This is a genomic window from Sphingomonas sp., assembly GCF_035714405.1.
Taxonomy (GTDB): Bacteria; Pseudomonadota; Alphaproteobacteria; order Sphingomonadales; family Sphingomonadaceae; genus Sphingomonas.
Map to the genome: position 1 here is coordinate 771426 of NZ_DASTMA010000018.1, position 13928 is coordinate 785353.

At 68.4% G+C, this 13928-nt stretch carries 13 protein-coding genes; 9 read left to right on the forward strand and 4 right to left on the reverse strand.

The window, feature by feature from the left end; all coding sequences use genetic code 11:
- Positions 1–10: 10 nt before the first annotated feature.
- Positions 11–733: an SDR family NAD(P)-dependent oxidoreductase gene (locus VFQ64_RS10600; protein WP_325103250.1), complete on the forward strand. Its 723-nt coding sequence runs from the start codon at positions 11–13 to the stop codon at positions 731–733.
- Here the strand turns inward: VFQ64_RS10600 and VFQ64_RS10605 are convergent.
- The 4 genes from VFQ64_RS10605 to VFQ64_RS10620 all read right to left on the reverse strand — a co-directional run bounded on the left by VFQ64_RS10605 (position 714) and on the right by VFQ64_RS10620 (position 6149).
- Positions 714–1982, reverse strand: a complete 1269-nt coding sequence (locus VFQ64_RS10605; RefSeq protein ID WP_325103251.1) for a cyclopropane-fatty-acyl-phospholipid synthase family protein — start codon at positions 1980–1982, stop codon at positions 714–716. The two genes, VFQ64_RS10600 and VFQ64_RS10605, sit on opposite strands and share 20 nt — an antisense overlap.
- Complete coding sequence (locus tag VFQ64_RS10610) at positions 1982–3007, reverse strand: 2-oxoacid:ferredoxin oxidoreductase subunit beta (RefSeq protein WP_325103252.1); 1026 nt, start codon at positions 3005–3007, stop codon at positions 1982–1984. The genes VFQ64_RS10605 and VFQ64_RS10610 overlap by 1 nt, the downstream gene beginning before the upstream one ends.
- A 53-nt stretch (positions 3008–3060) precedes the next feature.
- Positions 3061–5028, reverse strand: coding sequence for a 2-oxoacid:acceptor oxidoreductase subunit alpha (locus VFQ64_RS10615; RefSeq protein ID WP_325103253.1), 1968 nt, complete (start codon positions 5026–5028; stop codon positions 3061–3063).
- A gap of 164 nt (positions 5029–5192) precedes the next feature.
- Positions 5193–6149 (reverse strand): histone deacetylase, encoded by a 957-nt coding sequence (locus VFQ64_RS10620; protein ID WP_325103254.1) that lies wholly within the window; start codon positions 6147–6149, stop codon positions 5193–5195.
- 144 nt (positions 6150–6293) lie between these two features.
- On the opposite strand from VFQ64_RS10620, the gene VFQ64_RS10625 reads away from it, so the two are divergent.
- The 8 genes from VFQ64_RS10625 (at position 6294) to VFQ64_RS10660 (ending at position 13923) form a co-directional block, all read left to right on the forward strand.
- Positions 6294–7307 carry an alpha/beta hydrolase gene (locus VFQ64_RS10625; protein ID WP_325103255.1) on the forward strand — a complete coding sequence of 338 codons (1014 nt, stop codon included), beginning with the start codon at positions 6294–6296 and terminating at the stop codon, positions 7305–7307.
- Positions 7304–7819 (forward strand): RNA pyrophosphohydrolase, encoded by a 516-nt coding sequence (locus VFQ64_RS10630; RefSeq protein WP_325103256.1) that lies wholly within the window; start codon positions 7304–7306, stop codon positions 7817–7819. The genes VFQ64_RS10625 and VFQ64_RS10630 overlap by 4 nt, the downstream gene beginning before the upstream one ends.
- Entirely contained in the window at positions 7816–8835 is a 1020-nt protein-coding gene (locus VFQ64_RS10635) for an arginine N-succinyltransferase (RefSeq protein WP_325103257.1), read from the forward strand. Before VFQ64_RS10630 ends, VFQ64_RS10635 begins: the two co-directional genes overlap by 4 nt.
- Positions 8832–10076, forward strand: a complete 1245-nt coding sequence (locus VFQ64_RS10640; RefSeq protein WP_325103258.1) for an N-succinylarginine dihydrolase — start codon at positions 8832–8834, stop codon at positions 10074–10076. The genes VFQ64_RS10635 and VFQ64_RS10640 overlap by 4 nt, the downstream gene beginning before the upstream one ends.
- Positions 10077–10141: 65 nt before the next feature.
- A complete protein-coding gene (locus VFQ64_RS10645) occupies positions 10142–10360 on the forward strand; it encodes a hypothetical protein (RefSeq protein ID WP_325103259.1) in 219 nt (72 codons plus the stop codon).
- A 70-nt stretch (positions 10361–10430) separates the two neighbouring features.
- Positions 10431–11330: a sulfate adenylyltransferase subunit CysD gene (cysD, locus tag VFQ64_RS10650; protein WP_325103260.1), complete on the forward strand. Its 900-nt coding sequence runs from the start codon at positions 10431–10433 to the stop codon at positions 11328–11330.
- Positions 11330–13192: a sulfate adenylyltransferase subunit CysN gene (gene cysN, locus VFQ64_RS10655; protein WP_325103261.1), complete on the forward strand. Its 1863-nt coding sequence runs from the start codon at positions 11330–11332 to the stop codon at positions 13190–13192. The genes cysD and cysN overlap by 1 nt, the downstream gene beginning before the upstream one ends.
- Positions 13189–13923, forward strand: a complete 735-nt coding sequence (locus tag VFQ64_RS10660; protein ID WP_325103262.1) for a 3'(2'),5'-bisphosphate nucleotidase CysQ — start codon at positions 13189–13191, stop codon at positions 13921–13923. The genes cysN and VFQ64_RS10660 overlap by 4 nt, the downstream gene beginning before the upstream one ends.
- Positions 13924–13928: the final 5 nt, after the last annotated feature.

Consider the following 13928-nt stretch of genomic DNA (forward strand, 5'->3'; position numbering starts at 1 on the left):
CAGGGATGCAATGACCGATCGCCCACTCGACGGCCAACTCGCGCTGGTCACCGGCGCCAGTCGTGGCATCGGCGCCGCCACGGCCGAGGGGCTTGCGGCGCTCGGCGCGCATGTCGTCCTCACCGCCCGCACCGCCAAGGCGCTGGACGAGGTGGAGGAGCGCATCTTCCAGGCGGGCGGCTCCGCGACGATTGCACCGCTCGACCTTACGCAGACCGACGCGATCGCCAAGCTGGCAACGGCGATCGGCGAACGCTGGCAGGCACTGGACGTGCTCGTCCTTAACGCCGCCACGCTTGGTTCGCTCGGCGCGGTGCCTGCGATCGATCCGGCGGAGATGGCGCGGGTGCTGACCCTCAACGTCAGTGCGCAGGCGGCGTTGATCGCAGCTTTCGACCCGATGCTGCGGCGATCGCAGGCGGCAAAGGTGATCGGCGTCACCTCGTCGGTCGGACGTGAGCCGCGCGCGTATTGGGGTCTGTACGGCGCATCGAAGGCGGCGTTCGAGACGCTGTTGGCCGCTTATGGCGACGAAATGGCGGCGATCAGCCGTGTGCGCACCGCCATCGTCGATCCCGGGGCGACCCGCACCGCGATGCGCGCGCGTGCCTATCCGGGCGAAGACCCGCTGTCCGTCAAGGCTCCAGCCGTGGTGGCACAGCGGATCGCATCGCTGGCGGTGAGCGGGTTTGAAGACGGGCACCGCGAGCGGGTCATCGCTTCACCAGCGTGACCTGCTGGACTTCGATACCGCCGCCGCGGAAGCCGCCCTCGCAGTACATCAGATAGTAGCGCCATAGCGCGACAAAGCGGGCGTCGAGCCGCTTCGGCAAGCGGCCTTCGGCTACCGCGAGATCGAACCGCTCGCGCCAATGGTGCAGCGTCTCGGCGTAATGGATCCCGAAGGCGTGAACGTCGGTCCAGACCAGCCCGCGCTCCTCGGCCAGCGCCTGGAAGCGAGTCGTTGATAGCAGCATTCCGCCTGGAAAAATGTAGCGCTGGATGAAGTCAACACTGGCCGCGTAGCGCGGGAAAACGTCGTCGGCGATGCTGATGTATTGGAGCGCGGCGCGGCCACCGGATCTCAGCACCCGCGCGATCGTGTCGAGATAGGCCGGCCAATACTCCTGCCCCACCGCCTCCACCATCTCGATCGAGGCGACGGCATCATATTGCCCCTGCTCTTCGCGATAGTCGGTGAGCGAGACGGTGACCCCGGGCAGCTCCAGCGAGTCGACTACCGCCTTCTGCTCGCTCGACAGCGTGATACCGTGCACCCTGATCCCGCCGTTCGCGGCGACCGAGGCGAACGAGCCCCAACCGCAACCGATCTCTAACACCTGGTTGCCAGGCGTCGCCCCAGTGCGGGACAGGATCGAGTGGAGCTTGCGCTTCTGGGCGACCTCGAGCGGCTCCGCGTCCTCGAACATCGCCGCCGAATAGGTCAGGCTGTCGTCGAGCCACTCGCGGTAAAAATCGTTGCCGAGGTCGTAGTGCGCCTCGATGTTCTCGCGCGCCCTAGTGGGGGTATTGCGACGGAACGCATGCCAGACACGGGCGGCAAGCCGTCTCGGCCCGCCCGATCGCGCGACCCTGCCCAGGGACACCCGATTGCGCATGAACAGGTCGAACAGCGGCACCGGATCGGGGCTCGACCAGTCGCCATCCGCCCATGCCTGGTACCAGCCGATCGAGCCGCCGGTCACCAGCCGCACTAGCGCGCGCCAGCGGTGGACGGCGACGATCGGCGTCGGGCCGGGCCTGCGGCCACCGAGCAGGCGGTGCGTGCCGTCGGGCAGGCTGGCCTCGATTCCACCCTCCGCCAGGCCGGAGTCGATCCGGTCGAGTATCCGGTGGAAGGCCGGTGCGAGGAGGTGGGCGACGACCGTGCCGTCGCCCAGGGCTCGACCCGCGGCCTCGCTGCCTTGCCCGTCGCCGAAAGAGCGGGACCCCGGCTCAAGGCCGGGGTGACGGCGGAACATCAGAGAGCGTGCGGCTGCTTGTCGACCTGCCAGGTCTGGCCCTTGGCGAGCAGCGCCTGCATGTCCGGCCTCCGGCCCGCCGCGGCGGCGGTGTTCTGCTCGACGACGGCGCTGTCGAAGGTCGGGGCTGGATCGTCGTAGAGCACGCCGAGCGCCATCGGGAACGGGCCGAACGGCATTTCCACCAGCATGTGCGCAAGCCCGCGATTGGTCTGGTCGTGCACCACGACCTGACCGACATCGCCGTCGGTCACGTCCACCACCTTGAGCGTCAGCCGCTCGGCGTCCATCGCCAGCCCCTTGGTGCCGGCCGCGAACAGCAGCGGCTTGCCATGCTCGACCCAAAGCTGGCCGGTGCCGGCGTTGGCCTTTTCGGTGAAGGGCGCGAACACATCGTCATTGTAGACGATGCAGTTCTGGAAGATTTCCACGAACGCCGCGCCCTGGTGGGCGTAGGCAGCCTTGAGAACGCCGACGAGGTTCTTGTTGACGTCGATGGCGCGCGCCACGAACCGGGCGCCGCTGCCGAGTGCGAAGGCACAAGGATTGGCCGGTCGATCGACCGAGCCGAGCGGCGACGTCGGCGAGCGGGTGCCGACGCGGGAGGTGGGCGAATACTGCCCCTTGGTGAGGCCGTAGATCTCGTTGTTGAACAGCAGGAATTGGCAGTTCAGGTTGCGCCTGAGCAGGTGCATCGTGTGGTTGCCGCCGATCGACAATGCATCGCCGTCGCCGGTGATGACCCACACGTCGAGCTCCGGATTGGCGAGCTTCACCCCCGTGGCAATGGTTGGCGCGCGGCCGTGGATGGTGTGGAAGCCGTAGGTCTCCATGTAATAGGGGAAGCGCGACGAGCAGCCGATGCCGGACACGAACACCGTGTTCTCCGGCCGCGCCCCGATCTCCGGCATGGTGCGCTGCACCGCCTTCAGGATCGCATAGTCCCCGCAGCCGGGGCACCAGCGGACCTCCTGATCGGTCTCCCAGTCCTTGGGCTTGGTGAGGAAGGGGGTCATGTCGTTCATCGGGTGGTCCCGCAGGATTGAAAGGTCACACTAAGTTCACACTGTTGCGGAGGTCACGCCGATTGCGGCGAGAGATGGTCGGACAAGGTGCCGTCGTCGTGCCCGGAGTGCGGCTCTGGTAGCTGCTGACGGTCGGGCGCGAGCCGAGGCGTGGCGCCGCCGAGCGCCGCGTCGATCGCGGCCTCGATCTCCGAGATCCGAAATGGTTGTCCGGACACCTTGTTCAAGGGCTTGGCATCGACCAGGAATTGGTCGCGCAGCACGGTCTTGAGCTGGCCGGTATTCATCTCGGGCACGAGTATGGACTCGTAGCTGCGCAGTAGGACAGCCAAATTCTTCGGCATCGGCCAAATATGGCGGATGTGGATGTGGCTGACGTCCTGACCGCGCTTGCGAGCACGGCGCACCGCCTGGTGGATGGGGCCGAAGGTCGAGCCCCAGCCGACCACCACCAGCTTGCCGCCCGCCTCGCCGAGCTCGATCTCTTGGTCCGGCACGACAATATTCGCGACCTTTGCAGTGCGGGTGTCGGTCATCTCCTGGTGGTTGCCGGGCGAATAGTCGATATTGCCGGTGCCCTGCTTCTTCTCGATGCCGCCGATGCGGTGGAGCAGGCCGGGCGTACCCGGCTTCGCCCAAGGCCGCGCCAGCTTCGTGTCGCGCGAATAGGGCTGGAAGCCTTCGCCCGTGTCCTGCGCAAAGGTGACAGGGAAAGGCTGGTAGCTGCTGAAATCAGGCACCTTCCAAGGCTCCGCGGCATTGGCGATATAGCCGTCGGTCAGCACCATGACCGGCGTCATATACTGGGTCGCGATCCGCACCGCCTCGATTGCCACGTCGAAGCAATCGGCGGCGGAGCGCGCCGCGATCACCGGCATCGGCGCGTCGCCGTTGCGGCCGTACACCGCCTGGTAGAGGTCGGACTGCTCGGTCTTGGTCGGCAAGCCGGTCGACGGCCCGCCGCGTTGCGAGTTGACGATGACCAGCGGCAGCTCGGTCATGATCGCCAGCCCCATTGCCTCGCCCTTGAGGGCGATGCCGGGGCCGGACGAGGAGGTGACGCCGAGTTGCCCCGCATAGCTGGCGCCGATCGCGGAGCCGATGGCGGCGATCTCGTCCTCCGCCTGGAAGGTGGTGACGCCGAACTCCTTCAGCCGCGACAGCGAGTGCAGGATCGCCGATGCCGGCGTGATCGGATAGCCGCCGAAGAACATGCGCAGACCCGCGAGCTGCGCACCCGCCACCAGCCCGAGGCTGATCGAGTCCGCCCCCGTCACGGTCCGCCACAGCCCCGCCTCCGCTGGGGCGACGCCGATCTGGTGCTGTTTCAGCGGCCCCGCCAACTCGGCTGTCTCGCCATACGCGTGACCGGCGTTGAGCGCGGCGATGTTCGCCTCCGCCAGCGTCGGCATCTTGGCGAACTTGGTCTTGAGCCAGTCGACGATCGGCGCGCGGTCGCGGTCGAACATCCACAGCGCCAGGCCCAGCGTCCACATGTTCTTGCAGCGCAGCGCCTCCTTGTTGCCGAGGCCGAAGGGCTTCACCGCATCGAGCGTCAGCTGCGAGATGTTGAGGCTGATCAGCTGCCACTTGCCCAAGCTGTCGTCGAGCAGCGGGTTGCTGTCGTACTTGGCCTTGGCGAGGTTGCGCGCGTTGAACTCGCCCTCGTCGGCGATGATGAGGCCACCGGGGCGCAGCGCGTCGACGTTCACCTTCAGCCCGGCCGGGTTCATCGCGATCAGCACGTCGGGCTCGTCGCCCGCGGTCTCGATATCAGTCGACCCGAAGTTGATCTGGAACGCGGAGACACCGAACAGCGTCCCCTGCGGCGCGCGAATCTCGGCCGGGAAGTCGGGAAAGGTCGCGAGATCGTTGCCGGCGAGCGCGGTCGACAGCGTGAACTGCCCGCCGGTCAGCTGCATGCCGTCGCCGGAATCGCCCGCGAAGCGGACGACCACGGATTCCGGGTTCGGGTGGGCGGACGCCTCCGCGGGCGTCACTTCGTGGGCGGCGGTCGCCATGTGGGTGGTCCTCTTTCTTGGCGACCCTCTAGGCCGGTCCGGGCGGCGGGGCCAAGAAGAATGAGCGTGGTAGGGCGTAGCTGGGCTTACCTCTTATCTCCTCGGCAGAGGCCCGGGCCCGGTTGCAAGACGTTCCGTGATACGTCGTCGTTCTCCAACCTGGATCATGGCAACTGGGCCCCGGCCTCCGCCGGGGAAGAAGTTAAAAAGGAAGCGAACGTCTCTCCCAAGGTCAGAATCGCTGTAACATGTCGCCGCGCGATAGCCGGCTTGTCCGCGCCATAGCCACCGCCGACCGTGCTCGCGAGCGGGATGGCGCGTTCGACCGCCAGCCGCGCGACCAGCCGCTCGCGGTGGGCCAGCCCCGCCTCCGTCAGCGCCAGCCGCCCCAGCTGGTCGCCCGCTAACGGGTCGACGCCGGCCTGATAGAGGATCAGCTGCGGCCGCAATTCCTCGAGCAGCGGCGTCAGCGTTTCCTCCAGTGTGGCGAGATAATCGTCGTCCCCCACCCCGTCCGCCAGCGCCACGTCCAAGGTCGAGCGAGCCTTGCGGACCGGGAAGTTCTTCGCGGCATGGATCGAATAGGTTGCGATCTCCGGCCGTCCTGCCGTCAGCGCCGCAGTGCCGTCGCCCTGGTGAACATCGACATCAACCACCAGCAGCCGCGCCACCGTCGCCTCCTCGATCAGCCGCACCGCCGCCAGAGCAAGGTCGTTGAACACGCAATAGCCCGCGCCGGTGTCCGCCAGCGCGTGGTGGCTGCCGCCGGCGCTGTTCGCCGCGAAGCCGTGTTCCAATGCCAGCCGTGCCGCGAGCCAGGTGCCGCCGGGCACCGCCTGTGCCCGCCTTGCCACCTGCGGGGTGACGGCAAAGCCGATCCGCCGCTCCTTGTCGCGCGGCACCGCGGCGGCGAGCACTTGCGCGACATAATCGGGGTCGTGCACCACCTCCAGCCACGCGCGCGGCATCGGCTCGGGCGTGTGCCAGGCGACAGGCACGCCGCTGTCCCGGAGCATGTCTCGGATCAGCCCGTTCTTGCTCGATTGCGCCATCTTCGACCCACGCTGCGCACTCGGGTCGGGGGCTGCGACATAGTTGGGGTGGTGGACGACGTGGATCACGCCGCATAGTGACGTGGATCACGCCGCATAGTTAGGCGCAAATTCGAGACGACCAACTCACCCGTTCGCCCTGAGCGAAGTCGAAGGGCATGGCCCCGAGGTGCTTCGACTACGCTCAGCACGAACGGAGACAGGAGAGCCCCTATGAACGACCTGTCCTCAATCGCGCCGCGGGAGGTCTCCGCACAGCCCTTTGTCCGCGCCGACGTGCGTGGCTTCCTCGACTATCTCAACGCCCTGCCCGGCCCCAAGACGCACGAGGTCGGCGCGCCCGCCGCGCGTGCGATGTACCGGACGATGAAGGATGTGGCTGACCTGCCGCTCGGGGAGCTGGCGACGGTCGTCGACCTGTCGATCCCCGGTCCCGCCGGGCCGATCGCGGCGCGGCTGTTCGACGTGCGACCCTCACGCCCACCCGGGCCGGCGGTGGTGTTCTTCCACGGGGGCGGCTTCGTCATCGGCGATCTCGACACTCATGCGAGCTTCTGCGCGGAGGCATCGCGGCTGCTCGATTTACCGCTGGTCGCGGTGGATTACCGGCTCGCGCCCGAGGCGAAGTGGCCGGCCGCGCCCGACGATGCCGAGGCGGCGGCGCGCTGGGTGGCGGACACTCCGGCGGCACTGGGGCGCAAGGTGACAGGCCTGGTGCTGATGGGCGACAGCGCCGGCGGCAATCTCGCGATCGTCGCGGCGCTGGACCTGCGCGACCGACCCGCCACGGTGCCGGTGCTGGTACAGGCGCCGATCTATCCCGCCACCGACATGGGCCGAGCCTACCCCTCGTTCGAGCAGTTCGCACAAGGCCATCTGTTGACGGCCGACTCGATGAACTGGTTCGCCGACTGCTACGCCGCCGACCTGCAGCACCAGCGCGGCTCTCCCCTTGGCTCAGACCTTGCCGGCCTGCCGCCTGCCGTCATCATCACCGCCAACCTCGATCCGATCCGCGACCAGGGCCGCGCCTATGCCGCCAAGCTGGCGCAGGCGGGCGTGCCGGTGGTGTTCCGCGAGGCGGTGGGCAACGTTCACGGCTTCATCACCCTGCGCCAGGCGATCCCGTCCGCCGTCGGCGACGTGGCGGGGTATCTGGCCGCGGTGCGCGCGATGGTGACCGAGGTCGAGGGCCAGCGTGTGATGGCGCAGGCGGCCGGCGCATGACCCTGCCCACCCAACACGGCAGGGAGGACACTGGAACGTCCGAGCCGGCGTCCCTGCCCTACCGCCCCTGCGCGGGCGCGATGATCGTCAACCGCGACGACAAGGTGTTCGTCGGCCAGCGCATCGACACCGATCTTGATGCCTGGCAGATGCCGCAGGGGGGCATCGACCCCGGCGAGGACGCGGCCGCCGCCGCGCTGCGCGAGGTGGGCGAGGAGACAGGCATCGCGCCAGCGCACCTGGAGCTCATCGCGGAGGCACCCGATGAGCTGTTCTACGACCTCCCGCCCGAGCTTGTCGGCAAGATGTGGCGCGGTAAGTGGCGCGGCCAGCGGCAGCGGTGGTTCCTGTTCCGCTTCACCGGCCCGGACAGCGACGTTAACATCGCCACGCAGCACCCTGAATTCCGCGCCTGGCGCTGGGTCGATCCCGCCGACCTGCCGGCGCTGATCGTGCCGTTCAAGCAGCAGCTCTATCGCGACGTGCTCGCCGCATTCCGGAAGCACCTGTGACCTTCGTCGTCCGCGCCGCGATCGATGGCGACCTGCAGCCGCTGTATGAGATGGCGAAGCTGACCGGCGGCGGCTTCACCAATTTGCCGCCCGACCGCAAGGCGCTGCGCGCGAAGTTGGAGCGCAGCGCCGCCGCGTTCGCGCGGGCTGAAGACACGCTCGGCGACGAGCTGTTCGTGCTGGTGCTGGAGAATACCGCGACCGGCGAGGTGCGCGGCACCTGCCAGCTGTTCACCGAGGTCGGTCGCAGCCAGCCCTTCTACTCGTACCGCCTGGGCACCCTCACGCAGCATTCGACCAAGCTCGCGCGCACCTTCCGCGCCGAGATGCTGTCCCTGACTACCGACCTGGAGGGCTCGGCCGAGGTCGGCGGGCTGTTCCTCCACCCGGGCGAGCGCGCCGGCGGGCTGGGGCTGCTGCTGGCGCGGTCGCGCTATCTGTTCATCGCCATGCATCGCCCGCGCTTCGCCGATCGCATCCTGGCCGAGCTGCGCGGGGTGATCGACGAGGCGGGGGGCTCGCCCGTCTGGGACGGGCTGGCGGGCCGCTTCTTCGGGATGAATTTCCAGGACGCGGATGAGTTCAACGGCGTCAACGGCCATCAGTTCATCGCCGACCTGATGCCCAAGCATCCGATCTATACCGCGATGCTGAGCGAGACCGCGCGCGCCGCAATCGGCCTGCCGCACCCTTCCGGCCGTGCGGCGATGCGGATGCTGGAGAACGAGGGCTTCGCGTATGAGCGATATGTCGACATCTTCGACGGCGGCCCGACCATGACCGCGCGGACCGATCGGGTGCGCTCGGTCGCGGAGGCACAGGTCGCCACCGTGGCGGCGACCGATGCGGCCGGGGGCGAGGAGTCGCTGATCGCCACCGGCCGCCTGAGCGACTTCCGCTGCGCCTTCGGCACGGTCCACGCCTTTCCCGGCGGCGTGGCGGTGCAGGATGCCTGTGCGAGCGCCTTACGACTGACCGCCGGCGACAGCATCCACCACGTCCCGCGCCTGCTGTGAGCCTGGTCGAGATCAACTTCGACGGCATCGTCGGGCCGACTCACAATTATGCCGGGCTCAGCCTCGGCAACCTGGCGGCGACCGCGAACGCCGGGCGCACTTCGTACCCGCGCGCGGCGGCATTGCAGGGGTTAGCCAAGATGCGCGCCAACCTGCGGCTGGGGCTGGCTCAGGGCATCCTCCTCCCCCACCCGCGCCCGAACTCGCGCTGGCTGGCTGCGATGGCAACCCACGCCGGGCATGCCGGGCCGCTATGGCCAGCGGCGAGCTCCGCCTCGGCGATGTGGGCGGCCAATGCCGCCACCGTCTCGCCGGCGCCCGATACGGCGGACGGGCGTTGCCATCTCAGCGTCGCCAACCTAATCACCATGCCGCATCGCAGTCATGAGTGGCCGGAGACGCTGCGTCAGCTGCGCCTCGCCTTCGCGAACTCGGCGTTCGCCGTCCACGACCCGGTGCCGCCGCCGTTCGGAGACGAGGGCGCGGCCAATCATATGCGGCTGTGCGAGCATCACGGCACGCCTGGCGTCGAAGTGTTCGTTCATGGCGAACCGGGCGGACCCTTCCCGGCTCGCCAGCATCGCCAGGCGAGCGCGGCCATCGCGCGACGCCATGACGTCGATGCGCTGTTCGTCCAGCAGTCGCCCGAGGCGATCGCGGCCGGCGCGTTCCACAACGACGTGGTTGCGGTAGCCAACGAACGCGTGCTGTTCGCGCACGAACACGCCTTTGCCGACAAGGCGCGCTTCTTCGACTCGCTGCGGACGCGGCTGCCTTCGGTCGAGATCATCGAGGTTCCGGCTAGCGCCGTCAGCCTGGCGGAGGCGGTCGCCAGCTACCTGTTCAACGCCCAGCTGGTGACCCTGCCCGCCGGTGGCATGGCGCTGATCCTGCCGGACGAAGCGCAGGCGAAGCCGCGGGTCTGGACCTGGCTGGAGGCGCTGGTGGCGGGTAATGGCCCGATCCGGCGGCTGGTGCCGGTCGACGTGCGCGAATCGATGGCGAACGGCGGCGGCCCGGCCTGCCTGCGGTTGCGCGTCGTTTGTGATCCCGCGACGGTCGACGCGCGGTTCCTGATGGATGAAGCCAAGCTCGACCGTATCGGCGAGATCGTCGAGGCGCATTGGCCGGAGCAGGTGACCGCCGCCGAGCACGATACGCTTGGTGCGTGGCCGGCGGCGGAGGCCGCCCGCCTGACCCTGCTGCGCGCGCTCGACCTTGTCGAATTAACTTACAGCTAACCATCTTTGCAGATCGCTGATCGGCGGAAAACCGCGCTTGGCCCGGACTTTGCTACGCTACCCGCATGTTCGCTCGCATCGCACGCCTGTTCACCATCAAGACCAAGTTCGAGGCGTTCCTCATCATCTATGGGCTGTCGCTCGGCGCGGTGGAACGCGGCGTTCACTATATGGCGCAATATCCTGGTGTCGGCGGCTGGCTCCTCTTCGCATGCTGCCCGGCGGCGGTGTTCATGGCGGGCTCCCGTATTCTGCATTCGGTGGAGGTCACGAGCGAGAGTTAGCGGCGGCTTTGCCGTGCCACAGGATAAGTTCTTCGCGCGTTCCGCTGCGCGGCTTATGTGACCAGCGCAGATGAGCGGACTGACGCACCTTCAACGCCTCGAAGCCGAGAGCATCCATATTCTGCGCGAGGTGGTGGCCGAGGCGGAGCGGCCGGTGATGCTGTACTCGGTCGGCAAGGACTCCGCGGTCATGCTGCACCTGGCGCGCAAGGCATTCTGGCCGGCGCGGCCGCCCTTCCCCCTGCTCCATGTCGATACGACCTGGAAATTCCGCGCGATGTACGAGCTGCGCGACCGGGCCGCCGCCGCCGCTGGCATGGAACTGATCGTCCACCGCAACCCGGACGCAGAGCGAGACGGCATCAACCCCTTCGACCACGGCCCCCGCCACACCGACCTGTGGAAGACGCAAGGGCTGAAGCAGGCGCTGACCGCCGGCCGCTACGACGCGGCGTTCGGCGGCGCGAGGCGCGACGAGGAGGCATCCCGTGCCAAGGAGCGCATCTTCTCCTTTCGCTCCGCCAGCCACGCCTGGGATCCCAAGGCGCAGCGGCCCGAGCTGTGGCGGCTGTACAATGCCCGCATCAATCCGGGCGAGAGCATGCGCGTGTTCCCACTGTCCAACTGGACGGAGCTGGACGTGTGGCAGTACATCCTCGCCGAGAATATCGAGATCGTTCCGCTGTATTTCTCGGCACCGCGCCCTACTGTGGAGCGCGACGGGCTGATCCTGATGGTCGACGACCACCGCTTCCGCTTCTCTCCCGGCGAGACTCCGGTCGAACGCTCCATCCGCTTCCGCACGCTCGGTTGCTATCCGCTGACCGGCGCGGTGGAGAGCGAGGCGGCGGACCTGCCCGGCATCATCGCGGAGATGCAGGCTGCGACCACGTCGGAACGCCAGGGCCGCGCCATCGACCGCGACCAGTCCGCGAGCATGGAGAAGAAGAAGCGGGAGGGGTATTTCTGATGTCGCCCCCCCTGGCCACCTCCCTTCTCCGCTTCATCACCTGCGGCTCGGTAGACGACGGCAAATCGACGCTGATCGGCCGGCTGCTGCACGATACCAAAGCGATCTTCTCCGACCAGCTCACGCAATTGGAGGCGGATTCGCGCCGCGTCGGCACCCAGGGCGAGGGCCTAGATTTCGCGCTGCTGGTCGACGGCCTCGCCGCTGAGCGCGAGCAGGGCATCACCATCGACGTCGCCTATCGCTTCTTCGCGACCGAGCAGCGCAAGTTCATCGTCGCCGACACGCCGGGTCACGAGCAGTATATGCGCAACATGGTCACCGGCGCGTCCACCGCCGACCTGGCCATAATCCTGATCGACGCGCGCAAGGGTGTGCTGACGCAAACGCGGCGGCACAGCTGGCTCGCGCACCTGATTGGCGTCCGGCAGCTGGTGCTCGCGGTCAACAAGATGGACTTGGTCGGGCACAAGCAGGATCGGTTCGACGCGATCGTCACCGATTATCGCATGTTCGCGGACTCGATCGGCATCAAGGCGTTCACACCCATCCCCGTGTCCGGGCTGACCGGCGCCAACGTCCTCGCCCGGTCGCCCGACATGCCGTGGTACGAGGGGCCGACACTGCTCGACCATCTCGAGGACGTGCCGGTGGATGCGGAGCGCGCGGCGGCGGGGCCGTTCCGGATGCCGGTGCAATGGGTCAACCGTCCGGACCAGGACTTCCGAGGCTTCACCGGCCTGATCGCGAGCGGGACGATACGCCCCGGCGACGCCGTACGGGTGGTACCGTCCGGGCGCACCAGTCGCGTCGCGCGGATCGCGGCGTTCGGCGGCGACCGCCGGTTGGCGCAGGCGGGCGAGTCGGTGACGCTGCTGCTGGAGGACGAGGTCGATTGTTCGCGCGGCGACGTGATCGCCGCCGCGGAGGCGCCGCCCGAGATCGCCGACCATTTCTCCACCACGCTCGTGTGGCTGGACCACACGCCGTTGACGCCGTCGCGCGGCTATCTGCTCAAGCTCGGCACCCAAACCGTCGGCGCCAGCGTCGCCGCGCCTCGCCACGTCATCGACGTCAATACGCAGGCCGAGCTGCCGGCGATGACGTTGCAGCTCAACGACATCGGCGTCGCCGACCTCCGCACCGACAGCTCCATCGCGTTCACTCCGTACTCCGACGGTTCGGAGCTGGGCGGCTTCATCTTGATCGATCGCGCCACCAACGCGACGGCGGCGGCGGGGCTGATCCGCCATGCGCACCGCCGCGCCACCAACGTCCATTGGGAGTCGGCGCAGGTCACGCGCGAGGCGCATGCGCTGCAAAAGGGTCAACAGCCGCGTGTGCTTTGGTTCACCGGCCTGTCGGGCGCAGGCAAATCGACCATCGCCAATCTGGTCGAACAGCGGCTGAAGGCGTTGGGCAAGCACAGCTTTCTACTCGACGGCGACAATCTGCGCCATGGCCTCACCCGGGATCTCGGCTTCTCCGCCGCCGATCGTGCCGAGAACATCCGCCGCACCGGCGAGGTCGCGAAGCTGATGACCGACGCCGGGCTGATCGTGCTGACCGCGCTGATCTCGCCCTTTCGCGCCGAGCGCGATGCGGTGCGCGCGCGCCTGAACCCAGGCGAGTTCGTCGAGGTGTTCGTGGATGCGCCGCTCGACGTGGCGGAAGCGCGCGACGCGAAGGGTCTGTACGCCAAGGCGCGCGCGGGAGAGATCGCGGAGTTCACCGGCATCTCCAGCCCCTATGAACCCCCGCTCTCACCGGAAATCCGGATCGACACGACGCGCGAGAGCGCGGAGGCCGCCGCCGCGCGGATCGTCGAGCATGTCACCGGCGTCTGGAGCCATGACCTGTGACCGACGCCGAGCTCGCGCGCGCGGTGGCGCGGGAGGCGGGGGCGCTGCTGCTCGCCATCCGCGCCAGGGGCGACTGTGCGGGCGCGGAGATGGGCGATCGCGGCGACCGGCAGGCGGATGACCTGATCCAGGCGCGGCTGCGCGCGGCGCGGCCCGACGACTTCATCCTGTCCGAAGAGTCCGCGGACGATCGTCGGCGCTGCGCGGCGCGGCGCGTGTGGGTGGTCGATCCGCTCGACGGCACCCGCGACTATGCGGACGGGCTCGACGATTGGGCGGTCCATGTCGGGCTGGCGATCGACGGGGTTCCGGCGGTCGGTGCCGTGGCGCTGCCGATGCGTGGACAGGTATTCGCAAGCGACGATCCGCGCGTGGCACTGGCCCCTGCCCCCGCCCGCCCGCGGCTGGTCGCGAGCCGGACTCGGTGCCCGGCTCTGGTCGAGCGCGTCGCAGGGGCGCTCGCGGCGGACTTGATCGGCATGGGATCGGCCGGCGCGAAGGCGATGGCGGTGCTGGATGGGCGCGCGGACATCTATCTGCACACCGGCGGGCAGTATGAATGGGACAACTGCGCCCCCGCCGCGGTCGCGCTCGCGGGCGGGCTGCACGCGTCGCGGATCGACGGCGCGCCGCTGCGCTACAATTGCGAAGACCCGCTGTTGCCCGACTTGCTGATCTGCCGGCCGGAGCTGGCCGCACCCGTGTTAGCGTTGGTCGCGGCGCTCGCCTGACCGAC

Bases quoted from the DNA above. Each gene is read 5' to 3' on its own strand.
- VFQ64_RS10600 (WP_325103250.1), top strand. From the start codon at position 11: ATGACCGATCGCCCACTCGACGGCCAACTCGCGCTGGTCACCGGCGCC.
- VFQ64_RS10605 (WP_325103251.1), bottom strand. From the start codon at position 1,982: ATGTTCCGCCGTCACCCCGGCCTTGAGCCGGGGTCCCGCTCTTTCGGC.
- VFQ64_RS10610 (WP_325103252.1), bottom strand. From the start codon at position 3,007: ATGAACGACATGACCCCCTTCCTCACCAAGCCCAAGGACTGGGAGACC.
- VFQ64_RS10615 (WP_325103253.1), bottom strand. From the start codon at position 5,028: ATGGCGACCGCCGCCCACGAAGTGACGCCCGCGGAGGCGTCCGCCCAC.
- VFQ64_RS10625 (WP_325103255.1), top strand. From the start codon at position 6,294: ATGAACGACCTGTCCTCAATCGCGCCGCGGGAGGTCTCCGCACAGCCC.
- VFQ64_RS10630 (WP_325103256.1), top strand. From the start codon at position 7,304: ATGACCCTGCCCACCCAACACGGCAGGGAGGACACTGGAACGTCCGAG.
- VFQ64_RS10645 (WP_325103259.1), top strand. From the start codon at position 10,142: ATGTTCGCTCGCATCGCACGCCTGTTCACCATCAAGACCAAGTTCGAG.
- cysD (WP_325103260.1), top strand. From the start codon at position 10,431: ATGAGCGGACTGACGCACCTTCAACGCCTCGAAGCCGAGAGCATCCAT.
- cysN (WP_325103261.1), top strand. From the start codon at position 11,330: ATGTCGCCCCCCCTGGCCACCTCCCTTCTCCGCTTCATCACCTGCGGC.